The organism is Dietzia sp. JS16-p6b, from assembly GCF_003052165.1.
Classification (GTDB): domain Bacteria; phylum Actinomycetota; class Actinomycetes; order Mycobacteriales; family Mycobacteriaceae; genus Dietzia.
Genome location: NZ_CP024869.1, coordinates 2,641,521 through 2,665,596, shown reverse-complemented (window position 1 = coordinate 2,665,596; position 24,076 = coordinate 2,641,521). Strand labels below are relative to the sequence as shown.

Annotated in this window: 17 protein-coding genes; all 17 read left to right on the top strand. The window is 69.0% G+C overall.

The window, feature by feature from the left end; genetic code table 11:
• The first annotated feature begins 34 nt into the window (after positions 1-34).
• The 17 genes from CT688_RS12175 (at position 35) to CT688_RS12095 (ending at position 24,075) form a co-directional block, all read left to right on the top strand.
• On the top strand, positions 35-844 hold the full coding sequence (locus CT688_RS12175; protein ID WP_370446358.1) for an MlaE family ABC transporter permease: 810 nt from the start codon (positions 35-37) through the stop codon (positions 842-844).
• The gene (locus CT688_RS12170) at positions 841-2,277 is read left to right on the top strand and encodes an MCE family protein (RefSeq protein ID WP_107757106.1); all 1,437 of its coding nucleotides are present in this window, start codon (positions 841-843) and stop codon (positions 2,275-2,277) included. Before CT688_RS12175 ends, CT688_RS12170 begins: the two co-directional genes overlap by 4 nt.
• Positions 2,274-3,365 carry an MCE family protein gene (locus tag CT688_RS12165; RefSeq protein ID WP_107757105.1) on the top strand — a complete coding sequence of 364 codons (1,092 nt, stop codon included), beginning with the start codon at positions 2,274-2,276 and terminating at the stop codon, positions 3,363-3,365. The genes CT688_RS12170 and CT688_RS12165 overlap by 4 nt, the downstream gene beginning before the upstream one ends.
• The gene (locus tag CT688_RS12160) at positions 3,362-4,384 is read left to right on the top strand and encodes an MCE family protein (protein WP_107757104.1); all 1,023 of its coding nucleotides are present in this window, start codon (positions 3,362-3,364) and stop codon (positions 4,382-4,384) included. Before CT688_RS12165 ends, CT688_RS12160 begins: the two co-directional genes overlap by 4 nt.
• Positions 4,384-5,610 carry an MCE family protein gene (locus CT688_RS12155; RefSeq protein WP_107757103.1) on the top strand — a complete coding sequence of 409 codons (1,227 nt, stop codon included), beginning with the start codon at positions 4,384-4,386 and terminating at the stop codon, positions 5,608-5,610. The genes CT688_RS12160 and CT688_RS12155 overlap by 1 nt, the downstream gene beginning before the upstream one ends.
• On the top strand, positions 5,610-6,866 hold the full coding sequence (locus CT688_RS12150) for an MCE family protein (protein WP_107757102.1): 1,257 nt from the start codon (positions 5,610-5,612) through the stop codon (positions 6,864-6,866). The genes CT688_RS12155 and CT688_RS12150 overlap by 1 nt, the downstream gene beginning before the upstream one ends.
• Positions 6,863-8,107 (top strand): MCE family protein, encoded by a 1,245-nt coding sequence (locus CT688_RS12145; RefSeq protein WP_107757101.1) that lies wholly within the window; start codon positions 6,863-6,865, stop codon positions 8,105-8,107. The genes CT688_RS12150 and CT688_RS12145 overlap by 4 nt, the downstream gene beginning before the upstream one ends.
• A gap of 53 nt (positions 8,108-8,160) precedes the next feature.
• Positions 8,161-8,877 (top strand): hypothetical protein, encoded by a 717-nt coding sequence (locus tag CT688_RS12140; protein ID WP_231750317.1) that lies wholly within the window; start codon positions 8,161-8,163, stop codon positions 8,875-8,877.
• Between the two features lie 19 nt (positions 8,878-8,896).
• Entirely contained in the window at positions 8,897-9,682 is a 786-nt protein-coding gene (locus CT688_RS17785) for a hypothetical protein (protein ID WP_231750316.1), read from the top strand.
• A gap of 426 nt (positions 9,683-10,108) precedes the next feature.
• A complete protein-coding gene (locus tag CT688_RS12130) occupies positions 10,109-13,618 on the top strand; it encodes a DNA-directed RNA polymerase subunit beta (protein WP_107757099.1) in 3,510 nt (1,169 codons plus the stop codon).
• Positions 13,619-13,739: 121 nt separating this feature from the next.
• Positions 13,740-17,699, top strand: a complete 3,960-nt coding sequence (locus CT688_RS12125; protein WP_107757098.1) for a DNA-directed RNA polymerase subunit beta' — start codon at positions 13,740-13,742, stop codon at positions 17,697-17,699.
• Positions 17,700-17,900: 201 nt separating this feature from the next.
• Positions 17,901-19,274, top strand: coding sequence for a glycosyltransferase family 4 protein (locus CT688_RS12120; protein WP_107757097.1), 1,374 nt, complete (start codon positions 17,901-17,903; stop codon positions 19,272-19,274).
• The gene (locus CT688_RS12115; protein ID WP_107757096.1) at positions 19,268-19,987 is read left to right on the top strand and encodes a class I SAM-dependent methyltransferase; all 720 of its coding nucleotides are present in this window, start codon (positions 19,268-19,270) and stop codon (positions 19,985-19,987) included. Before CT688_RS12120 ends, CT688_RS12115 begins: the two co-directional genes overlap by 7 nt.
• A gap of 6 nt (positions 19,988-19,993) precedes the next feature.
• Positions 19,994-21,127 (top strand): prenyltransferase, encoded by a 1,134-nt coding sequence (locus CT688_RS12110; protein ID WP_107757095.1) that lies wholly within the window; start codon positions 19,994-19,996, stop codon positions 21,125-21,127.
• Between the two features lie 74 nt (positions 21,128-21,201).
• Positions 21,202-22,059, top strand: coding sequence for an LLM class F420-dependent oxidoreductase (locus CT688_RS12105; RefSeq protein WP_107757094.1), 858 nt, complete (start codon positions 21,202-21,204; stop codon positions 22,057-22,059).
• A gap of 85 nt (positions 22,060-22,144) precedes the next feature.
• Positions 22,145-23,044, top strand: a complete 900-nt coding sequence (locus tag CT688_RS12100; protein WP_107757093.1) for an SDR family NAD(P)-dependent oxidoreductase — start codon at positions 22,145-22,147, stop codon at positions 23,042-23,044.
• Positions 23,041-24,075 carry a pirin family protein gene (locus tag CT688_RS12095; protein WP_107757092.1) on the top strand — a complete coding sequence of 345 codons (1,035 nt, stop codon included), beginning with the start codon at positions 23,041-23,043 and terminating at the stop codon, positions 24,073-24,075. Before CT688_RS12100 ends, CT688_RS12095 begins: the two co-directional genes overlap by 4 nt.
• The last annotated feature ends 1 nt before the right edge of the window (position 24,076 follow it).

The following is a 24,076-nucleotide window of genomic DNA, read 5'->3' as shown; positions in this document are numbered from 1 at the left end:
CGATGTCGGGCCCACCAGGGCCCGGCTCCGGGCGATGGTGCGCGGGCCGATCAGCTCGTTCGACAGCCTCGGGGACCAGCTCGCGTTCCATCTCCGGGCGATCCGCTGGATCCCGCAGACACTCGTGCACTACCGGAAAGAGGTCCTCCGCCTCATCGCCGAGGTGACCTTCGGCGTCGGCGTGCTCGCTGTCCTCGGTGGAACCATCGGCGTGATCGTCATGATGAGCGGGTTCACGGGCGTCGTCGTGGGACTGCAGGGGTACGCCGCGCTGGACCAGATCGGGAGCTCGGTGCTCACCGGCTTCCTGTCCGCCTACGTCAACACCCGCGAGGTGGCCCCGCTGGTCGCCGCGCTCGCGTTGTCGGCCACCGTCGGGTGCGGCTTCACGGCCCAACTCGGCGCGATGCGCATCTCGGAGGAGATCGACGCGCTCGAGGTCATGGCGATCCCCAGCGTGCCGTACCTCGTCACCACCCGGATCATCGCCGGATTCATCGCCGTCATCCCGTTGTACGTGGTGGGGCTGCTCTCCTCCTATATGGCCACACGCGCCGTCAACACCATGGTGCAGGGGCAGTCGACGGGCTCGTTCGACCACTACTTCCATCTCTTCCTGCCGCCGGAAGACGTGATCTACTCATTCATCAAGGTGATCATCTTCGCGTTCGTCCTGGTGATGATCCATTGCTTCTACGGCTTCACCGCGTCGGGCGGCCCCGCCGGTGTCGGCGTGGCCGTGGGCCGCGCGGTGCGGACCACGATCGTCGTGGTGGCCATCCTGAACTTCTTCGTCGGACTCGCCCTCTGGGGCACCACCACGACTGTGAGGGTGGCGGGATGAACGAATTGTCAGCCGTGTCCAAGCGACTGCTCGCGGCGCTGTTCATCGTGATCGTGCTGGTCTTCGTGGGGACCACCATCGCGATCTACAACCGAGCCTTCACCGCCTCGGACAGCGTCACCATGTACACCGACGACATGGCGTTCGCGTTGCCCAACGACGCCGACGTCAAGGCACGGGGGGTCCTGGTCGGGCGGGTGTCCGGCGTCGAGCCCGAGGGTCAGCGCGTCCGCGTGAACATGGAGTTCGACCCCGCGTTCGTCGACCAGCTCCCGGCCAACATCAGTGGTCGTCTGCTGCCCAAGACGCTCTTCGGCGAGAGGTACGTCGCCCTCGGATTCCCCGAGCAGCCCGTCGGGACGATCGAACCGGGTGCCACCATCGAGCAGGACACCCGCGGGAACGCGATCGAGCTCGGCCGCGTCCTCGACGGATTGCTTCCGGTGCTGGAGGCGGTCCCCCCGGAGAAGCTGGCCGGAACGCTCGGCGCGATCAACCAGGCGCTCGCGGGCCGTGGCGACGAGATCGGCGCCGGATTCGTGGAGATCGGGCGGGTCTTCGACGGCATCTCCGAGGAGATGCCCGCGTTGGAGTCCGGTCTCGAGGATCTCGCGACCTTCTCCCAGACCTATTCCGAGGCGCTGCCCGACCTCATCCACGCTCTCGACGCGCTGCGCACCACCGGGGACACGGTGATCCAGCGCCGCACCGACATCGCGGACGGCCTGCAGCGGATCAGTTCCTCGGCCGACGTCCTCACCGGATTCCTCGCCGACAACCGCTCCGATCTCATCGCCCTCGCGATCGACTCACGGACGTCCCTGGAGTACCTGGCCGAGTACTCACCGGCTCTGCCGTGCACCGTGGACAACTTCATGACCGCGCTCGACCGCTCCGACGCGATCCTCGGGGTGGGAACCCCGAACCCGGGTATCCGGGTGACGATCGAGGTCGTCAACCCCAAGGGACGCTACGTGCCCAATCAGGACGAACCCCGGTTCTTCGACACACGGGGCCCGAGGTGTTACGACCCGGCCGTGGAGCCGCAGATCTTCGGCGGAGCACCCGGTGGCGCCATCGCCGACGGGTCCTATCAGACGCCCACCAGGAACCCCGGGCCGGAATTCATCCCGACGCTGCCCAACCCGCTCGACCAGGACGGCCCGGTGCCCGCCCTGCGGACCCGCGGATCCGTGCCGGCGGCACCGGGACGCGCAGTCCCCGAGCAGCCCAACCTCCCGTTCCCCTCGACCGTCACCGCCGGTCGGGACCGTGACGTCATGGCGATGGCCTATGCGGGCTCCCCGCTGGAGACCGACACCGTGCGCACCGTGTACGGCGTCGCCACCGATCGCGACGCGGCGGACATCCCCGCGTGGATCGGCGGGATCGGGGCGCCGGCTCTCCGTGGGACGGAGGTGAGCTTCCGATGAACGCCAAAGTCAAAGCCCTGTTCCGCGGTGGGCTCCTCGGCTCGTTCATCAAGCTCGCGGTGTTCATCGTCGTCACCGTCATGCTCAGCACGGTGCTGGCCACGACCATCCGCGGCGGCACGCGGGAGGACGGGACCCAGTACTCGGCCGTCTTCTCCGACGTGACCATGCTGGAGAAGGGCGACGACGTCCGGATCGCCGGGGTCGTGGTGGGCCACGTGAACGACTTCGAGGTCCACGACCGCGACCAGGCCCTGGTGCACTTCACCCTGTCCGGTGACCGCACCCTCCCTGCGGACGCGCACCTCACGCTCCGCTTCCGGAACATGATCGGCCAGCGGTACATGAACATCTCCCGGGAACCCGGGCCGGCTCAGCCGGAGCTACCCGAGGGCACCGTGATCGGCATCGAGAACACCTCGCCCGCGGTCGACCTCACGGCGCTGTTCAACGGCTTCCGCCCCCTGTTCACGACCCTGCAGCCCGAGGACGTCAACGCGCTGGCGGACTCCCTGATCCGGGTCCTCCAGGGCGAAGGCGGGACGGTGACCAGTCTGGTCCGTCAGACCGGCGAACTGACCAACCACCTGGCCGATCGCGACCAGGTGATCGGGGAGGTCATCGACAACCTCACCCGGGTCCTGCAGACCATCAACGAACGCGACGTGCAGTTCCAGCAGCTCGTGGTGACCACGAGGCAACTGGTCGAGGGACTCGCGCAGGAACGCGATGCGATCGGCAGCTCACTGGACTCGATCGCCGACCTCACGTCCTCGGCCGAGAACGTGGTCACCGCGACCCGGCCGGCCGTCGACGAATCGCTCGACCACCTGAAGCTGATCAGCGACAACATCAACGCCAACCAGGGGACGCTGAGCGAGGTCCTGGAGAACCTGCCGGTCAATACCGACAACCTCATCCGGATGGGGTCGTTCGGGTCCTGGTTCCAGTTCTATCTGTGCGGACTCGACGTGGTCAGCGGACCGGGCAACAACGTGCCCAACCTGCTGCCCAGCGGCGGACCCGTCGTCAACCACACGGTGTACACGAACGTCGCGCCACGGTGCCACGAGGGGGGGATCCCATGAGCAAGCGGACGCCGGGTCAACCCCGGGTCGGGAACGCGACCATCGGAGTGATCGGGGTCGTGGTGATCCTGGTGCTCACGGCCGGGTCGTTCATGCTCGACTCCCTGCCGATCGTCGGGGCGGGACCGAAGTACGAGGCGTACTTCTCGGAGGCGGCTGGTCTCACGGACGGCAACGAGGTCCGCGTAGCCGGTGTCAAGGTGGGCGTGGTGACCGACGTCGAGCTCGACGGGGACAAGGTCGTCGTGGGATTCCGGGCCAAGGACGCCTGGCTCGGGGACGACACCCGCGCCAGCATCCAGATCAAGACGGTGCTCGGCCAGAAGTACCTGGCGCTGGTCCCCGCGGGCACCGGTGAGCTGGACCGCTCGAAGCCGATCCCCCTGGAGCGCACCACCGCCCCCTACGACGTGGTGACGGCCTTCTCCTCCGCTGCCGAGACGTTGGAGCAGATCGACGACGCCGCGCTCGCCGAGAGTCTGGATACACTCACCGACGCCATGCAGGCCTCGCCCGAGGAGTTCCGCGGCGCGGTCGACGGCGTGGCGCGACTGTCCCAGACCATCTCGACCCGCGACGCGGAGCTGCGTCAACTGCTCGAGGCCACCAGGACGAGCTCGGAGATCCTGGCCGAGCGCAACGACGACTTCCGCCGACTGATCATCGGCACCGGGCAGTTGCTGGGCGAGCTCAACGAGCGTGCCGAGACCCTCAAGCTCGTCCTCGCCTCCACCCGGGGATTGTCGGCGGAGCTCCGTCTCCTCGTCGCGGACACCGAGGCGGAGTTCGGCCCGACCCTGGACAGCCTGGATTCCGCGTTGTCGGTCCTCACCGACCACGAGGAGGACCTCAAGAAGTCCATCCACAACCTCGCGCCGTTCTATCGCCTCTACGCCAACATGCTGGGCACCGGCAGGTGGTTCGACTCGGTGGTCACCAATCTCATCCCGCCGGGCATCCCCGAGCCGCCCTTCTATCCCGGTGCCCGTGCGCCGGCCCGACAGAGTGGGATCAACTGATGCACAAGAAGCTGCCGTACTGGTTGGTCGCGCTGCTCCTCGTCGTCGTCGTGGCGATCGTCACCGTGACCTACCTGACCGTCACCCGGATGGGCCGGACCGTCATCACCGCGACGTTCCCGTCGGCGGTGGGCATCTCCCAGGGCACCGACGTCCGGATCCTCGGGGTGACGGTCGGTTCGGTCGAAGAGGTCGTCCCGATGGGTGACACGGTGGAGGTCACGCTCTACGTCCGTCGCGGAATCGACGTCCCCGTCGACGCCAAGGCGGTGCAGGTGACCCCGTCGGTCATCCCGGACCGCACCATCCAGCTCATGCCCGCCTACTCCGGTGGGCCCACGATGGAGTCCGGGGCACACATCCCGTTGGAACGGACCGCGACCCCCGTCGAGGTGGACAAGCTCTACGCCTCGGTCCAGGACCTCACGGAGGCGCTGGGGCCGGACGGCGCGAACAGGGACGGCGCCGTCGACAGATTCGTCACCCGGTCCGCCGAGACCCTCGGCGGCAACGGCGCCGCCCTGGGGCGGTCGATCGACGAGCTGTCCCGTGCGGCCACGACCCTGGCCGACTCCAGTCAGGACATCAGCGAGACCGTGGTCAACCTCCAGTCCTTCGTCACGATGCTCGCGCAGAACGACGCGCAGGTCAGGCAGTTCAACACCCAGATGGCATCGTTCAACCAGACGGTGGCGGGCCAACGGGAGGACCTCCAGGGTGCGCTGGCCGAGCTCAGCTTTGCGCTCGCCGACGTGGCGCGGCTGGTGCGGGACAACCAGGACTCCATCCGCTCCAACGCGGACCGACTGGCCACGCTGAGCCAGATCACCGCCGACCAGCGCGGCGACATCGAGGAGATCCTCAAGACGGCCCCGCTGGCCCTGGCCAACCTCATCGGTGCCTACGACTCGGAGTCGGGGACCCTCTCGATGCGGCCGAACATCCCGGAGAAGCAGAACCCGGCCGGGGTGCTGTGCCAGATCATGACGCTGGGCCGCCTCAACCCCGGGGACGAGATGCTCCGCGAACTCGACAACCTCCGCCGCGCGGACATCCAGGCCTGCGAGGCGCTGGCACCCGAGCGGAACCGCGAGCTCAGGGCCTCCAACCCCGATCTCCCCCTCGGGATCCTCGCGGGTGAGATGAAGCAGTCCATCCCGGTGCCCGGGACCGTCGAGGGCAACCGCGGATGGCCCATGACCCCCGCTTCCGAAGGAGGACGGTGATGAGTCGACACCGGTTCGGAATCGGTGGCACCGCGGTCCGTGCCGTGGGCGCGTCCGCCGTCGTGGCGGCCCTCGCGGCCGGGTGCTCGACCGACCTCCAGGACTACACGCTCCCGGGCGGCGCCGACGTCGGTGACGACCCGATGACCGTCTCCATCCAGTTCGACGACGTACTGGACCTGGTCCTGCAGTCCTCGGTCAAGGTCAACGGCCTGGACGCCGGTCGTGTCTCGGGTGTCTCGTTGGCCGAGGACGGGTGGACGGCGCAGGTGGACGTGGTCCTCCGGGACGATCTCGGACTGCCCGCCAACGTCGAGGCCTCGATCCAGCAGACCAACCTGCTGGGGGAGAAGTTCGTCCAACTCACCCCTCCCGAGGACGAGGAACCGTCCGGGCAACTGACCGACGGCGCGGTGATCCGGACCTCCGACACGCGGACCGCCACCGACATCGAGCAGGTGCTCGGCGCGCTCTCACTGTTGCTCAACGGCGGGGGAGTGGACCAGATCCAGCCCATCGTGGCCGAGCTGCGCTCACTGACCGACGGTCGCGAGGAGGGGCTCACCCAGACGCTGCGCTCCGCGGACGAGCTCATCGCCGGGCTCAACCGGCAGCGCGACAGCATCACCGCCGCACTCGAGGGCGTCAACCTCATGACGGCACGGGCGAACGACCAGCGGCAGCAGATCCAGGCGGCCCTCGACGAGCTGCCGGCCGGCGTCGCGGTGCTCGAGGAGCAGCGTCCCCAGTTCGTGGAGATGCTGCGCCGCGTCGATGCGCTGGGCGAGGTGGGATCGGACATCCTGCTGACCAGCAGGGAGGACCTCATCGCCGACCTGAGGGCGTTGAGGCCGGTACTCCAGTATCTGGGGGAGTCCACGCCCGAGCTCATCGACCTGACCGGCTTCGTCCCCACCTTCCCGTTCCCGGACGCCTCCATCACGTCGACCGTCGGCGGGTCGGCCAACGTCTTCCTCTCGGTCGACGCCACGATCTCCGAGACGTTGCGCAACCTCGGTGCCAACCAGGGCGACCCCGTTCCCGTCCGGCCCACCACGACCAGGGGGCCGTACAACGTGGACCCGGGTAACCCCTGGGTCGGCGGTAACGGTCCTGATCGCCGCACCACCATCGTCCTGCCACTGCTACCGGTCCCGCCGATCATGGACCGGGCGGTCGTGCCCAGGCCCGCACCGGGTACCTCGGAGTTCTCCGAGACGTACCTTCCAGAACCAGGGGAGCCCGGATACCAATGAGCAGAACGCTGAGAACCCAGCTCATCGTCTTCGGCCTCATCGCCGCCCTGGGCATCAGTTACGTGGGCGCCAACTATGTCCGTCTGCCCTCGCTGTTCGGCATCGGCCAGTACAAGGTGTACCTGGACCTGCCCGACACCGGCGGGGTCTTCACCAACGCCGCCGTCAACTACCGGGGTACCCCGGTCGGACGGGTCGGCGAGCTCACGCTGACGGACGACGGGGTGCGGGTCGAGCTGGACATGGACTCCAGCGCCCCCGAGGTCCCCGCGGACACCGTGGCCGTGGTGGCAAACCGTTCGGCGATCGGCGAGCAGTACGTCGACCTGCGGCCCAACACGTTCTCGGAGCCCTACCTCGAGGACGGGGACGTGATCTCCGCCGGTACCGAGGCGCTGCCGGTCCGCGTGGAGGACCTGCTGGCGTCGGTCGACGAGCTGTCACGGTCGGTCCCGCTCGACGACCTCGAGGTGACCGTCGACGAACTCGGCAGGGCGTTCCAGGGCCGGGGGCCGCAGCTGCAGCGCCTCTCGGATTCACTGATCCGCATCGCGGATTCCGGTATCCGCACGATGCCCCAGCTCCAGACCCTCATCCGGGACGGCGCCACGGTGCTCGACACGCAGGCCGACCAGTCCACGGAGATCGTCAGCTTCTCCCGCGACCTGCGGACCGTCACCGAGGCGCTGCGTGACTCCGACTCGGATCTCGAGAGGCTCATCGACACCGGGCCGGAGTTCGCGGACGAGATGCGGTTCCTCGTGGAGAACTCGGGTGAGCCGCTCACGCGGACCTTCGGCAACCTGTCGACCACCATGAAGACGGTCGACCCGCTCGCCCCGTCCTTCGTCGTGTTGCTCCAGCTGCTGCCCGCCCTGAGCGCCGGAGGCCTGTCGGTGGCCCCGGGAGACGGCACCATCCACTTCGGTCTGGTCCTGGAGATGGACAACCCCACCCCGTGCACCCAGGGTTACGAGGGCACGTGGGACATCATCAACGAGATCAAGGCGCAGGACCCGTCGTTCGACCCCCAGGAACAGAACTTCCCGCCCAACTACGAGGCGCGCTGCACCGTGCCCTTCGGCAGCCCCACCGCGGTCCGCGGTGCGGATCGCGTCGAGTACGCGAGCCCGGAGGTGCCCCAGCCCTGGGACACCAAGCCCAAGGTCGACCCCGACCGGCTCAACCTGTCCGTGGCCGCCGAGCAGCTCGCGGTGCTCCAGGGACTGATCCCCCGGTGACCGCGGGACCGGGCGGCGGCCCGGTGCCCGGGGGTTCCGGTAGCGTCACGCCCATGAGTGCGCAGAACACCGATGGTCGCGAGGACGGCCGCACCGACGGCGTCGGGGAGGTGCGGAGCGTCCCGACGTGGCTGGTGGTCGTCTCGGTGCTCGTCCTCGTCGCGGGCCTGGCGACCCTGGCCGTGTCCGGGGTCCGCTACGCCGAGGCCCGGTCCGCGCAGAACGTCGCGACCGAGCGGGACGCCGTCTCCGAGGTGGCCTCGCAGGTGATCATCAACGCGTTCAGCTTCGATCACCGGAACGTCGACGACTCGCTCCGGATGCTCGCGGAGGCCTCGACGGGGGACTTCCTCGTGGAGCAGGAGCAGTGGTCGGAGGATGTGCGTACCCGGGTGATCGAACAGAAGGCGGTCACCACGGCAACCGTCTCGCACACCGCGGTGGAGGAACTGGACCTGGACGAGGGGACCGCCGCCGTCCTGGTGGTCTTCACCGCCCATTCGGAGCGTGAGGGCCAGGAGGACATCACCGGTCGTCAGGCGATGCGGGTGGACCTGACCCGGGTCGACGACGAGTGGAAGGCCAATGCGGTCAACCAGGTGGGTGTGACGGTGCCGGTCGGGTCGTCCAGCCAGTCGGTGCAGGGACTCGAGGTGCCCGACGCCGGTGACGAGGACGCCACCGGAGACGACTCCGCCGAGGAGGACTCGGCCGACTCCGGGGCGCAGGAGGGGACGACCACCGCGCCGACCACCTCCGCCGGCCGATGAGAAAGGACGGGAACGGCTGATGCCACCCATCAAGAGGACCCCGAAGCCCGGGGGCCAACCGGCACGTCGTCGCCTGGCCGGCCACACCGGGCCGACCCGCGCCGGGGTCGGCTCCGGCGCCGAGCAGGACCACCACGGGGACGTGTCGCCCGACCAGAGGCCCGACGCGGGTGCCTCCACCGCCTCGGGGTCCGATCCCGACACCGCTACCGCCACCGGGTCCGCCACCGGCACCGACACCGCTACCGCCCCCGACACCGCCACCGACACCGACACCGCCACCGGGTCCGCCCGGCCGGCCCGCCGGGTGTTCTCGGGGAGGACCCTCGCGTACGCGGCGCTGGCGGTGGGCCTGGTGGCGGGGGCGACCGGGGCGTTCCTGGCCACGGAGCCCGGGATCGACGTGGACAACCAGGCGTTCGTCGACCCGGCCGTCACCGACGAGGTCCTCACCGCGGCGAGCACGAACGTCCAACGACTGGTCGCGATCGACCACGAGGCGCTGGACGAGTACCACGACTCACTCGGAGAGTTCCTCACCCCGGAGCTCGTGTCCGAGTTGGACCAGAACTGGCCCGCTCTGCGCGACAGCTACGAGCAGTCGGCCACCGCCGTCGAGGCACAGGTCCGTGAGGCGGGGCTGTCCTACCTCGACGGGGACAAGGCCGAGGTGCTCCTGGTGCAGGACGTCTCGATGACCCGCGACGGCATCGCGGCAGGCAGCACCAGCGGTACGTACCTGGTCGGTCTCGACCGGATCGACGGGGTGTGGAAGCTGTCACGGATCCCCGACCTCCCCTCCTGACGGGCGGTCGGGCGGGTCCGGTCGCGGGGCATCTCCGGGCCGGACCGGACGAGATCCTTGACGAACGGCCGTCGACCCGTCACCCTTTAGGGGCGTCGGGCGATCAGATCGCCCGCAGGTGCGACGTCCCGACCGGGGGCCGATGAGGCGAGAGCCACGAGGGCAACCAGCGCAGGGACGGACGGCGTACCCGCCAGCACACAGCCTCCGGGGGCACCCCCGTCGACGGCTGGACTTCCGCGCCGCCATCCGCTAGATTAGGTCGTTGCGCTGGCTGCTATTTGCACTCTCGTCCGTCCGTGACGGCTCGTCCCCGGTCCCACCGGGTGATCTTCGAGTCCTCGACCGGGTCGGATTCGGGTGGATACCCGTCGGCGGACCGCTCGCAGATACATCTGTGGTCACCGCCCGTGGTGATCACGTGAGGTGCTGGAAGGACCCATCTTGGCAGTCTCCCGCCAGACCAAGTCAGTTTCCACCGTTCCCGGTGCGCCCCGGAGGGTCTCGTTCGCGAAACTCTCCGAGCCGTTGCCGGTCCCGGGACTGCTCGACCTCCAGACGGAGTCGTTCGAGTGGTTCATCGGGTCGGAGGAGTGGCAGCAGAGGGCCGCGTCCCGCGGCGTCACGAACCTCGAGGGAGGCCTGGAGTCGATCCTCAGGGAGATCTCCCCGATCGAGGACTTCTCCGGATCCATGTCGCTCTCGTTCTCCGATTCGTACTTCGAAGAGGTCAAGGCCTCGATGGAGGACTGCCGCGAGAAGGATCGTACGTACGAGGCGCCCCTGTTCGTCACGGCCGAGTTCGAGAACACCGAGACGGGCGAGATCAAGTCGCAGACCGTCTTCATGGGTGACTTCCCGATGATGACGGACAAGGGCACGTTCATCATCAACGGCACCGAGCGCGTCGTCGTCTCGCAGCTCGTCCGCTCGCCCGGCGTCTACTTCGACCGGAGCCGCGACAAGTCGACGGAGCGGGACGTCCACTCCGTGAAGGTCATCCCGTCGCGCGGTGCGTGGCTGGAGTTCGACGTGGACAAGCGCGACACGGTCGGCGTGCGTATCGACCGCAAGCGCCGTCAGTCCGTGACCGTGCTGCTCAAGGCCCTCGGCTGGACCACCACCGAGATCAAGGAGCGCTACGGCTTCTCCGAGATCATGATGTCCACCCTCGAGAAGGACACGGTCGAGGACACGGACCAGGCCCTGCTCGAGATCTACCGCAAGCTGCGTCCGGGTGAGCCGCCGACCCGCGAGTCCGCGGAGGCGCTCCTGGAGAACCTGTTCTTCAAGGAGAAGCGCTACGACCTGGCCCGCGTCGGCCGCTACAAGGTCAACCGCAAGCTCGGTCTGCCGGATCCCGAGGGCGACGACACCACCACGCTCACGCGTGAGGACATCGCCGCCACCATCGAGTACCTCGTGCGCCTCCACGCGGGCGAGACGTCGATGCAGGTCCCGGGGGGCCGCGAGGTCCCGGTCGACGTCGACGACATCGACCACTTCGGAAACCGTCGTCTGCGCACCGTCGGCGAGCTCATCCAGAACCAGGTCCGCGTGGGCCTGTCCCGGATGGAGCGCGTGGTCCGTGAGCGGATGACCACGCAGGACTCCGAGGCGATCACCCCGCAGTCGCTGATCAACATCCGGCCCATCACCGCCGCGCTCAAGGAGTTCTTCGGAACCTCCCAGATGTCGCAGTTCATGGACCAGAACAACCCGCTGTCGGGCCTGACCCACAAGCGGCGCCTGTCCGCCCTGGGCCCCGGTGGTCTGTCGCGTGAGCGCGCCGGCCTCGAGGTGCGCGACGTGCACGCCTCGCACTACGGCCGCATGTGCCCGATCGAGACCCCCGAGGGTCCGAACATCGGTCTGATCGGGTCGCTCTCGGTCTACGCCCGGGTCAACCCGTTCGGCTTCATCGAGACCCCGTACCGCCGGGTCGTCGACGGCGCGGTCACCGACCAGGTCGACTACCTCACCGCCGACGAGGAGGACCGCCACGTCGTGGCGCAGGCCAACTCGGAGATCGACGAGAACGGCAGGTTCGTCGAGGACCGCGTCCTCGTGCGCAAGAAGCACGGTGACGTCGAGGTCGTCGCGGGCACGGATGTCGACTACATGGACGTCTCGCCGCGGCAGATGGTCTCCGTGGCCACCGCCATGATCCCGTTCCTCGAGCACGACGACGCCAACCGTGCCCTCATGGGCGCGAACATGCAGCGTCAGTCGGTCCCGCTCGTGCGGTCCGAGTCGCCGCTCGTCGGCACCGGCATGGAGCTGCGCGCGGCCGTGGACGCCGGCGACGTCGTCGTCAACACCCGTGCGGGCGTGGTGGAGGAGGTCTCGGCCGACTTCATCACCGTCATGGACGACGACGGGGGACGTCAGACCTACCGCCTGGCCAAGTTCGCGCGGTCCAACCAGGGCACGTGCTCCAACCAGAAGCCGATCGTGGACGAGGGGATGCGCGTCGAGGCCGGTCAGGTCCTCGCGGACGGACCCTGCACCGAGAACGGCGAGATGGCGCTCGGCAAGAACCTGCTCGTGGCGATCATGCCGTGGGAGGGTCACAACTACGAGGACGCGATCATCCTCTCGCAGCGACTCGTGGAGGAGGACGTGCTCACGTCCATCCACATCGAGGAGCACGAGATCGACGCCCGCGACACCAAGCTGGGCGCCGAGGAGATCACCCGCGACATCCCCAACGTCTCCGACGAGGTCCTGGCGGACCTGGACGACCGCGGCATCGTGCGCATCGGCGCCGAGGTCCGTGACGGCGACGTGCTGGTCGGCAAGGTCACGCCCAAGGGCGAGACCGAGCTCACCCCCGAGGAGCGCCTGCTGCGCGCGATCTTCGGTGAGAAGGCGCGCGAGGTGCGCGACACCTCGCTCAAGGTGCCTCACGGCGAGTCCGGGAAGGTGATCGGCGTCCGCGTGTTCTCGCGCGACGACGACGACGACCTGCCCCCCGGCGTGAACGAGTTGGTCCGGGTCTACGTGGCGCAGAAGCGCAAGATCCAGGACGGCGACAAGCTCGCCGGCCGCCACGGCAACAAGGGCGTCATCGGCAAGATCCTCCCCGCCGAGGACATGCCGTTCATGCCCGACGGCACACCCGTGGACATCATCCTCAACACGCACGGCGTCCCGCGTCGTATGAACATCGGTCAGATCATGGAGACCCACCTCGGCTGGTTGGCCAAGGCGGGCTGGGAGGTGCCCCGCGAGGCGGACGGTTCCCTCCCCGAGTGGGCGTCCAAGCTGCCGGAGGAGATCCACAGCGTCGAGGCCGGCACCAACACGGCCACGCCCGTCTTCGACGGCGCGGCGGACACGGAGATCACCGGCCTGCTCGGCTGCACCCTCCCGAACCGCGACGGGGAGCGGATGGTGGAGGCCGACGGCAAGGCGACCCTGATCGACGGTCGGTCGGGTGAGCCCTTCCCGTACCCGGTGTCCGTGGGGTACATGTACATCCTCAAGCTGCACCACCTGGTGGACGACAAGATCCACGCCCGCTCCACGGGTCCGTACTCGATGATCACCCAGCAGCCGCTCGGCGGTAAGGCCCAGTTCGGTGGCCAGCGCTTCGGTGAGATGGAGTGCTGGGCGATGCAGGCCTACGGTGCCGCGTACACCCTCCAGGAGCTGCTCACGATCAAGTCCGACGACGTCGTGGGCCGAGTGAAGGTGTACGAGGCGATCGTCAAGGGGGAGAACATCCCCGAGCCCGGGATCCCGGAGTCGTTCAAGGTCCTGCTCAAGGAGCTGCAGTCGCTGTGCCTCAACGTCGAGGTGCTCTCCAGCGACGGTCAGGCGGTCTCGTTGGGTGAGGGCGCCGAGGACGACGACCTCGACCGCACCGCCGCGAACCTGGGGATCAACCTCTCCCGGGACGAGTCCTCGGCCGCGGACGAGCTGGCGCAGTAGGCGCGTGGGGCGCGCAACCGGCGCCCCGCATCCGACAGAGTCAGTATCACCACGGCGGGCCCCGTACCGGCCCCACCCCGCGAGGGGCCCGCCACCATCCCATACGGGAAAGGACGCCTACGTGCAGGACGTCAACTACTTCGACGAGCTGGTCATCAGCCTGGCGACGGCGGAGAACATCCGCAACTGGTCCTACGGCGAGGTCAAGAAGCCGGAGACCATCAACTACCGCACCCTCAAGCCGGAGAAGGAGGGCCTGTTCTGCGAGAAGATCTTCGGCCCCACCCGGGACTGGGAGTGCTACTGCGGCAAGTACAAGCGCGTGCGCTTCAAGGGCATCATCTGTGAGCGCTGTGGCGTCGAGGTCACCCGCGCCAAGGTGCGTCGTGAGCGGATGGGCCACATCGAGCTGGCCGCGCCCGTCACCCACATCTGGTACTTCAAGGGCGTCCCGTCGCGGCTGGGCTACCTCCTGGACCTCGCGCCCAAGGACCTCGACAAGATCATCTACTTCGCGGCCTACGTCATCACCGGCGTGGACTCCGACCTGCGCCACAACGAGCTCAGCACCCTCGAGGCGCAGATCCTCGAAGAGCGCAAGATCATCGAGGACGAGCGGGACTCCGACATCGAGGCACGCGCCAAGAAGCTCGAGGCCGACCTGGCCGAACTGGAGGCCGAGGGTGCCAAGGCCGACCAGCGCCGCAAGGTCAAGGACGGCGGCGAGAAGGAGATGAAGAAGATCCGCGAGTCGGCCCAGCGTGAGCTGGACCGTCTCGAGGAGATCTGGACCACCTTCACCAAGCTGGAGGTCAACCAGATCATCGTGGACGAGAGCATCTACCGCGAGCTCGAGGACCGCTTCGGCGAGTACTTCGAGGGCGGGATGGGTGCCGAGGCTATCCAGTCGCTGCTGGAGAACTTCGACCTCGAGAGCGAGGCCGAGAGCCTGCGCGACATCATCCGCAACGGCAAGGGCCAGAAGAAGATCCGCGCCCTCAAGCGTCTCAAGGTCGTCTCCGCGTTCCTGCGCTCGGGCAACAACCCGGCCGCGATGGTGCTCGGGGCCGTCCCGGTGATCCCGCCGGAGCTGCGTCCGATGGTCCAGCTCGACGGCGGCCGGTTCGCCACCTCGGACCTCAACGACCTCTACCGCCGCGTGATCAACCGCAACAACCGTCTCAAGCGGCTGATGGATCTCGGTGCCCCCGAGATCATCGTCAACAACGAGAAGCGGATGCTGCAGGAGTCCGTGGACGCGCTGTTCGACAACGGTCGTCGTGGGCGGCCCGTCACGGGGCCGGGCAACCGACCGCTCAAGTCGCTCTCGGACCTCCTCAAGGGCAAGCAGGGCCGGTTCCGCCAGAACCTGCTCGGCAAGCGCGTCGACTACTCGGGTCGTTCCGTCATCGTCGTGGGTCCGCAGCTCCAGTTGCACCAGTGCGGTCTGCCCAAGCTCATGGCTCTCGAGCTGTTCAAGCCGTTCGTCATGAAGCGGCTGGTGGACCTCAACCACGCCCAGAACATCAAGTCCGCCAAGCGGATGGTCGAGCGTCAGCGCGACCAGGTGTGGGATGTGCTCGAAGAGGTCATCGCCGAGCACCCGGTGATGCTCAACCGCGCGCCCACGCTGCACCGCCTCGGCATCCAGGCGTTCGAGCCGCAGCTCGTCGAGGGCAAGGCCATCCAGCTCCACCCGCTCGTGTGTGAGGCGTTCAACGCCGACTTCGACGGTGACCAGATGGCCGTGCACCTGCCGCTGTCGGCGGAGGCGCAGGCCGAGGCCCGCATCCTCATGCTCGCCTCGAACAACATCCTGTCGCCGGCGTCGGGCCGACCGCTCGCCATGCCGCGTCTGGACATGGTGACGGGTCTGTACTACCTGACCCGGCTCGACGAGGGAGCCACGGGCGCCTATGTCCCGGCCACGCAGGACGCCCCGGCGACCGGCGTGTACTCGACCCCGGCGGAGGCCATCATGGCCGTCGACCTGGGGGTGCTGGACATCCACGCGCCGATCCGGGTGCGGATGACGCACCAGCGGCCCCCCGCCGAGATCGAGGCCGAGCTGTTCCCCGAGGGGTGGAGCCAGGGCCAGGAGTGGATGGCCGAGACCACGCTGGGTCGCGTGATGTTCAACGAGCTGCTCCCGGCGGACTACCCGTTCGTCAACGAGCAGATGCCGAAGAAGCGACAGGCCGTGATCATCAACGACCTCGCCGAGCGGTACCCGATGATCGTCGTCGCGCAGACGGTGGACAAGCTCAAGGACACCGGTTTCTACTGGGCCACCCGCTCGGGCGTCACCATCGCGATGTCCGACGTCCTGGTCCCGCCGGCCAAGAAGGAGATCCTCGCCTCGTACGACGCCAAGGCGGCCCGCCTCGAGTCGCAGTTCGGCCTGGGCAAGATCACCGACGAGGAGCGCAAGAGCGACCTGGTCAAGCTCTGGCAGGAGGCCACCGACGAGATCGGTCAGGCCATGGAGGCCAACTACCCGGACTCCAACCCCATCCCGACGATCGTCAAGTCGGGCGCGGCGGGCAACATGACCCAGATCCGCTCGCTCGCGGGCATGAAGGGCCTGGTGACGCGTCCGAACGGCGAGTTCATCCCGCAGCCCATCAAGTCCTCGTTCCGCGAGGGTCTGACCGTGCTCGAGTACTTCATGAACACGCACGGTGCGCGCAAGGGTCTGGCCGACACGGCGCTCCGTACGGCCGACTCGGGCTACCTCACGCGGCGTCTCGTCGATGTCTCCCAGGACGTCATCGTCCGCGAGACGGACTGTGGGACGAGCAAGGGCATCGAGACCGTCATCGCCCGACGTGAGGTGGACGCGCACGGGGTCGAGACCGGTGCTCTCTCGCGGGACGAGCACGTCGAGACCTCGACGTTCGCCCGCACCCTCGCGGAGGACGCGGTCGACGCCTCCGGGACGGTCATCGTGGCCGCCGGCACCGACCTCGGCGACCCGACCATCGAGGCGCTCATCGCCGCCGGAGTGGAGAAGGTCAAGGTCCGCTCGGTCCTCACCTGCACCACGGGTACGGGAGTCTGCGCCACCTGCTACGGCCGGTCCATGGCGACCGGTCTGCTGGTCGACATCGGCGAGGCCGTCGGCATCGTCGCCGCCCAGTCCATCGGTGAGCCGGGCACCCAGCTGACCATGCGCACGTTCCACCAGGGTGGCGTCGGTGACGACATCACCGGCGGTCTGCCGCGTGTGCAGGAGCTCTTCGAGGCCCGGGTACCCAAGGGCAAGGCCCCGATCGCCGAGGAGGCGGGCCGCATCCGCCTCGAGGAGGAGGAGCGCTTCTACACCATCACGATCGTGCCGGACAACGGCGCGGACGAGATCGTGTACGAGAAGCTGTCCAAGCGTCAGGGACTCGCGCACATCACCCTCGATGACGGGTCCTCCCGCCCGATCGTCGACGGCGACCACCTCGACCGCGGGCAGCCGCTGCTCGAGGGGCCGGCCGACCCGCACGAGGTTCTGGCCATCCTGGGCCCGAACGGTGTCCAGAAGTTCCTCGTCGACGAGGTGCAGAAGGTCTACCGCGCGCAGGGCGTGTCGATCCACGACAAGCACCTCGAGGTGATCGTCCGCCAGATGATGCGTCGCGTCGCCATCAACGAGTCCAACAGCACCGAGTTCCTGCCCGGTGCCCTGGTCGAGCGCGCCGAGCTCACCGCGGAGAACCGTCGCGTCCTCACCGAGGGCGGCTCGCCGGCCTCGGCGCGACCGGTCCTCATGGGTATCACCAAGGCCTCGCTCGCCACGGACTCGTGGTTGTCGGCGGCCTCCTTCCAGGAGACCACCCGCGTGCTCACGGACGCCGCCATCAACCGGCGTTCGGACAGGCTCGTGGGCCTCAAGGAGAACGTCATCATCGGTAAGCTCATCCCGGCGGGTACCGGCATCAACCGGTACCGGAACTCGACGGTCGAGCCCACCGAGGAGGCCCGCGCGGCGGCCTACTCCATCCCGGATTACGGGGATGGGTTCTACGGTCCCGAGGACGGATTCGGCGACGCCACCGGCGCGTCGGTCCGCCTGGACGACCTGGGGTACTGAGCCGACCCCACCGGCGGCCATTCGCCGGCACGCACCACCACCGGACCCCCGGACGCCCCGAGCGCCCGGGGGTCCGGTGCGTCGGCCCCGGCCGTGTCGTCGCTGGCCGCGAACGTGTTCTAGACTTGCTCGATGTGCCCTGAGCCGCCGCGGTCCTCGCGGCGGACCGGGGCCGGATGACCGGAAGGGGAGCGATAGACCGTGCGCATCGCACTGCTCTCGTACAGGAGCAAGCCACACGGCGGCGGGCAGGGCGTCTACGTCCGGCACCTCAGCCGCGAGTTGGCCGCATTGGGTCACACCGTCGAGGTGTTCTCCGGACAGCCGTACCCCGAGCTCGACCCGGGGCCGACGCTCACCAGGGTGCCGAGCCTGGACCTGTACAACGACGCCGATCCGTTCCGCACGCCGCACCCCCGGGAGATCCGCGACCTGATCGACCTCCTCGAGGTGGTGACGATGTGGACCGCCGGGTTCCCGGAGCCGCGCACGTTCAGTCTCCGTGCGGCCCGTGCCCTCACACCGCGGCTCGCCGACTTCGACGTGGTGCACGACAACCAGTGCCTGGGAAGTGGACTGTTGGCGCTCGAGGAGGCCGGGTTCCCGGTCGTCGCCACGGTGCACCACCCCATCACCCGGGATCGCGACCTCGCCATGAAGGAGGCTCCCTGGCGCAAGAAGATCACCACCTGGCGCTGGTTCGGCTTCCTCGGCATGCAGATCCGCGTGTCCCGGAAGCTCGAGGAGATCATCACCGTCTCCAGCAACTCCGCCGAGGACATCGCGTCCGACTTCGGTGTGGACCCCGACCGGATCGTGACCATCCCACTTGGGGTCGACACCGACCGTTTCCACGATCGACGAGACCGCGAGCCCGGCCGGCTGGTGTGCGTGGCCAGCGCCGATCAGCCGCTCAAGGGTGTGCCGATCCTGCTGCGCGCGCTCGCGAAGGTCCGGCGGGACCATCCGGGGGTGAGGCTGACACTCGTCTCCAAGCTCAAGCGCAAGGGGGAGGCCGCCAGGCTGCTGGACTCGCTGGGGCTCCGCGACGCGGTCGACCTGGTGTCGGGGGTCGACGACGACGAGCTGGCCGAGCTCGTGGGCACGGCGGAGATCTCGGTCGTTCCGAGCATGTACGAGGGCTTCTCGCTGCCCGCGGTCGAGGCCATGTCGAGCGGCTGTGCGTTGATCGCCAGCCGCGCGGGCGCTCTCCCGGAGGTCGTCGGCACCGACGACATCGCCGCCCGGCTCGTCGAGCCCGGCGACGTCGACGGGCTCGCCCGCGAGATCAGCGCGCTGTTGTCCGATCCGATCGAGCGACGACGCCTGTCGCGCGGCGGGCGGCAGCGGGTGATGGAGCGGTACAGCTGGGCCGCCGTGGCACGGCGGACCGTCGAGGTCTACGAGACGGCGATCGCCAGGGTCCGGGGCGAGACGCTCCCGGACCTCACCGCCGGACCGGTCATCGGGCCGGACCAGGCAGAGCTAGACGAGCACGTCACCGACGACGTGTCCGAGGTGCTCCCGGATCCCGGGGAGTACGACATCCGTGAGCAGGAGGACGCCGCATGTTGACCGCAGACTTCGACCGTCTGGGGGTCACCCCCGGCATGCGAGCCATCGACGTGGGGGCCGGCCTCGGACGGCACACCTTCGAGCTGTACCGCCGCGGAGCCGACGTCACGGCCTTCGACCAGAACGCCGACGAGATGCGTCAGGTGACCGAGATGCTCGCCGCGATGGAGGCCGAGGGAGAGGGGCTGCCCACCTCCAAGGGGGAGGCCGTCACCGGTGACGCGCTGGACATGCCCTACGAGGACGGCACCTTCGACCTGGTGCTCATCTCCGAGGTTCTCGAGCACGTCCCGGAGGACACCCGGGCGATCGCCGAGTTGGTGCGGATCCTCAAGCCGGGTGGGGTCGCCGCGGTGACCGTGCCGCGCGAGTGGCCGGAGAAGCTCTGCTGGAAGCTCTCGGACGCCTACCACTCGAACCCGGGCGGACACTGCCGCATCTACACCGCCGAGGAGTTGGGCTACAAGCTGCGCGCCGCGGGCCTGGAGGTCACCGGCACCGGCTTCGCGCACGCGCTGCACGCCCCCTACTGGTGGCTCAAGTGCGCGGTGGGCACGGAGAACGACGACCACCCGCTGCCCAAGGCCTACCACAAGCTCCTGGTGTGGGACCTGATGAAGGGGCCCTGGCTCACCCGGACCGCCGAGAAGGTCCTGAACCCGGTGATGGGCAAATCCATCGTGTTCTACCTCCGCAAGCCCGCGGAGGCCTGATCGTCAGTGCTCACCTCCGACACCGCAGTAGACCGGTCCCGTCCCGTCCCCAGCGTCCCGGGGGTGCTCGACGCCGACGCGGCGCGGGCCACCGGCGAGTGGATCGCCTCCGTGCAGCGTCCGAACGGGGAGATCCCGTGGTTCACCGGCGGGCACACCGACCCGTGGGACCACGTGGAGTCCGCCATGGGGCTGTCCGTGGCCGGGCAGTGGGAGGCCGCCGAGAGGGCCTACGGCTTCCTCCGGGACACCCAGCGCGGCGACGGCTCGTGGCCGGTGCGGTGGCAGGACGGGGTCGTCGTCGACGCGGACACGGACTCCAACTTCTGCGCCTACGTCGCTGTCGGTGTATGGCACCACCACCTGGTCACGGCCCGGCAGGGATTCCTGGAGTCGATGTGGCCGACGGTGCGCAGGGCGCTGGACCTGGTGCTGACCTTCCAGGGCCCGGAGGGGCAGATGTGGTGGGGCGCCGGGGACGAGGGCTTCTGCGAGGAGGCCCTCATCACGGGGTCCTCGAGTGTCCACCACGCCCTGCGGTGTGGCGTCGCGATCGCCGAGGAACTCGGTGAGACGGCCCCGGACTGGGACGCCGCCGCCGACTCCCTCGGGCACGCCCTGCGGGCGCACCCCGAACTGTTCACCCCCAAGGCCGAGTTCTCCATGGACTGGTACTACCCGGTGCTCGGCGGGGTGATGGTGGGTGAGCAGGCGCAGCAGCGGTTGGATGCCCACTGGGACCGGTTCGTCGTCGACGGGCTGGGCATCCGGTGCGTGGACCACCGTCCGTGGGTCACCGGCGCCGAGACGTGCGAACTCGTGCTCGCCCTCGAGGCGGCGGGCCGGCACGACCAGGCCCTCGAGCAGTTCACCAACATGCAGCACCTGCGGGACTCAGACGGCTCCTACTGGACCGGGCTGGTGTTCGCGGACGGCAAGCGCTGGCCCGTGGAGCTGAGCACGTGGACGGGGGCGGTGGTGCTGCTCGCGGCGGACGCGCTGTCGCGCACCACGCCGGGCAATGAGATCTTCCGCTACGTCTCCGACCACACCATGCAGCGGTTGCAGAGCGCCCCGGGCGATCCGGCCGACTGCGCCCCGGGCGAGGAGTGCCCGCCGATCCCGGCCGCGGTGCGCTAGTCTGACGGAAACCGCCGCTGGACACCTGTCTGGTCAGGTGTCGGTCGGCGATCCCGACGGCACGAGGAGCGCCCATGCAATTCGGACTCACCCTGTTCACGAGTGATCGGGGGATCCGGCCGACGGTGGCCGCGGTGGCCGCGGAGAAGGCGGGGTTCTCGGCGTTCTACGTCCCCGAGCACACCCACATCCCGATCCGGCGCGAGGCAGCGCACCCGGGAACCGGCGGGGCCGAGCTGCCCGACGAGCGCTACAGCCGCACACTGGATCCGTGGGTCACGCTCGCCGCGGTGTCCTCGGTCACCTCGACGATCCGCCTCGGCACCGCCGTCGCGATCCCGGTCGAGAGCGACCCCATCACCCTGGCCAAGACCATCGCCTCGGTCGACCACCTCTCGGGCGGGCGCACGGTGCTCGGGGTGGGGTACGGCTGGAACCTCGACGAAATGGCGGATCACAACGTCCCACCCGCGTTGCGGCGCACCATGCTGCGCGAGTACCTCGAGGCGATGCGCGAGTTGTGGACCCGGGAGGAGGCCGAGTACCACGGCCGGTTCGTGGACTTCGGCCTCAGCTGGGCCTGGCCCAAGACCGTCCAGGAGGGCGGCCCCCGGACGCTCGTCGGTGCGGCGGGAAACGAGAAGAACTTCAAGTGGATCTGCCGCAGTGCCGACGGGTGGATGACCACCCCGATCTCCCAGGACATCGCGGGGAGCGTCCGGCAGCTGCGGGAGCTGTGGGCGCAGGCCGGCCGGGACGGGGAGCCGTACATCGTGGTACTCGACGGCAAGCCGGTCCCCGAGAAGATCGAGATGTACCGCGAGTTGGGCGTGCACGAGCTCGTCTACGGGACCCCGGACAAGTCCGAGGAGGAGGTGCTGGCCTACATCGATCGTCTGGCCGGCAAACTCGGACTCGTCGTCGGCGCCTGACCGACCGGGGCCCGATTCACCGATTCACCGGGTCCCGCGCCCGGGTCCCTCACGGCGGACCCGCCGCGCCGGTACCGTCGGCGGTATGACCTCCGCCTCGGCCTCCGACACCCCCGTCGTCGTCATCACCGGAGCCGGGGGTGGTCTCGGTGCCGCCACGGCCGCGCTCTACGCCGCCCGCGGGTGGCACGTGGTCGCGGCTGATCTCACCCCGCCGGCCGGGGGCGAGGGGCTCACCCCCGTGGCGGTCGACGTCACCGATCCCGTGTCCCTGCGGGCGCTCGCGGACCGCGTCCGCGCCGACCACGGCCGGCTGGACGCGCTGATCACCTTCGCCGGGGTTCTGGGCATCGGACCGCTCGCCGAGACGGACCCCGACAGGGTGCAGCAGGTGCTCGACGTCAACGTGATGGGGACCGTCCGGACGGTGCACGCGATGTTCGACCTGCTCCGCGTCACCGGCGGCCGGGTGGTCCTCATCAGTTCGGAGACCGGGCCGCAACACGGGATGCCGATGAACGGCGCCTACGCCATGAGCAAGCACGCGATCGAGGCCTACGGGGACTCCCTCCGGCGCGAGCTCATGTTCCTCGGCCTCGACGTGGTGCTCGTGCAACCGGGCCCGTTCCGCACGGGCATGACCGCCTCCATCCGGCGCCGCTTCCAGGAGTCGACGCTCCCGGGTTCGCCCTTCGCCGCCATGGCCGCCGTGATAGGGGAGATGGCGGCCGGCGAGGACGACAAGGCCGCCGATCCCCGGCTCCTGGCGGAAGCGGTGTGGACCGCGGGCACGACCGCCCGGCCCCGCCACCGGTACGCCGTGCGATGGGATCTCGGCCGCAGGCTCCTCGACCTCCTCCCCGTCCCGGTCGTGGACAGGGCACTCAGAGCGGCGCTGAGGGGCAGGATCGACGCCGCCAGGCTCGAGATGGGGCGAGAGGCATCCGACGGCCCCAGCGTGGCCGACGCGGAGGTGCGGTCGTGAGCAACCTCGACGCCCGTCCGGAGGAGATCGACTGCGAGGCGGGGGGAGCACCCGGCGGACCCGAACCGGGCGGTGCCGCGGTGGAGATCATCACCTCCCGTGACGTGCCCCTCGGCGGACCGCGCGCGATGACGGTCAGGCGGACCCTGCCGCAACGTCAGCGCTCTCTGATCGGAGCCTGGTGCTTCGTCGACCACTACGGTCCGGACGACGTGTCGGCCACCGGCGGTATGGACGTGCCCTCCCACCCACACACCGGACTCCAGACCGTCAGCTGGCTGTTCGAGGGCAATGTGACCCACCACGACTCCGGTGACAACCACGCGGTGGTCCGGCCCGGCGAGGTCAACCTCATGACCTCCGGAGCGGGGATCTGCCACACCGAGGTCTCGACCCAGGACACGGGCGTTCTGCACGGCGTGCAGCTGTGGACGGTGCTGCCCGAGAGGGACCGCGAGACCAGCGGCCGGGCGTTCGAGCACCACGTTCCCGAAAGGGTGGAGTACGAGGGCGGATCGGCGTTGGTCTTCATCGGGTCGTTGCTGGGCTCGTCGTCGCCCGTCGCGACCTTCACCCCGCTCCTGGGCGCGGAGCTCCGACTGGACCCCGGAGCCCGGCTCACCCTCGATGTCGACCCGGAGTTCGAACACGGGCTCCTGGTGGACACCGGCGACATCACGCTCGAGGGTGTGACAGTCCACCCCGCGCAACTGGGTTACACGGGGGTCGGCGAGGCCACCCTGACGATCGACAACACCGGATCCACCCCGGCGCGCATGATCCTCATCGGTGGCACCCCGTTCGGCGAGGAGATCGTCATGTGGTGGAACTTCATCGGCCGCAGCCACGACGAGATCGTGCGCTACCGGCAGGAGTGGGAGGACGGGTCGGATCGCTTCGGGCGGGTCGACGGGTATATCGGGCGCAACCCCGACGGGCTCACCCGCCTCCCCGCGCCCACGCTGCCCGGCAGCGTGCTCGCGCCGAGGGCGAACCCGGCGGCGCGGGCACGGACCGGGAAGGACGCCTGAT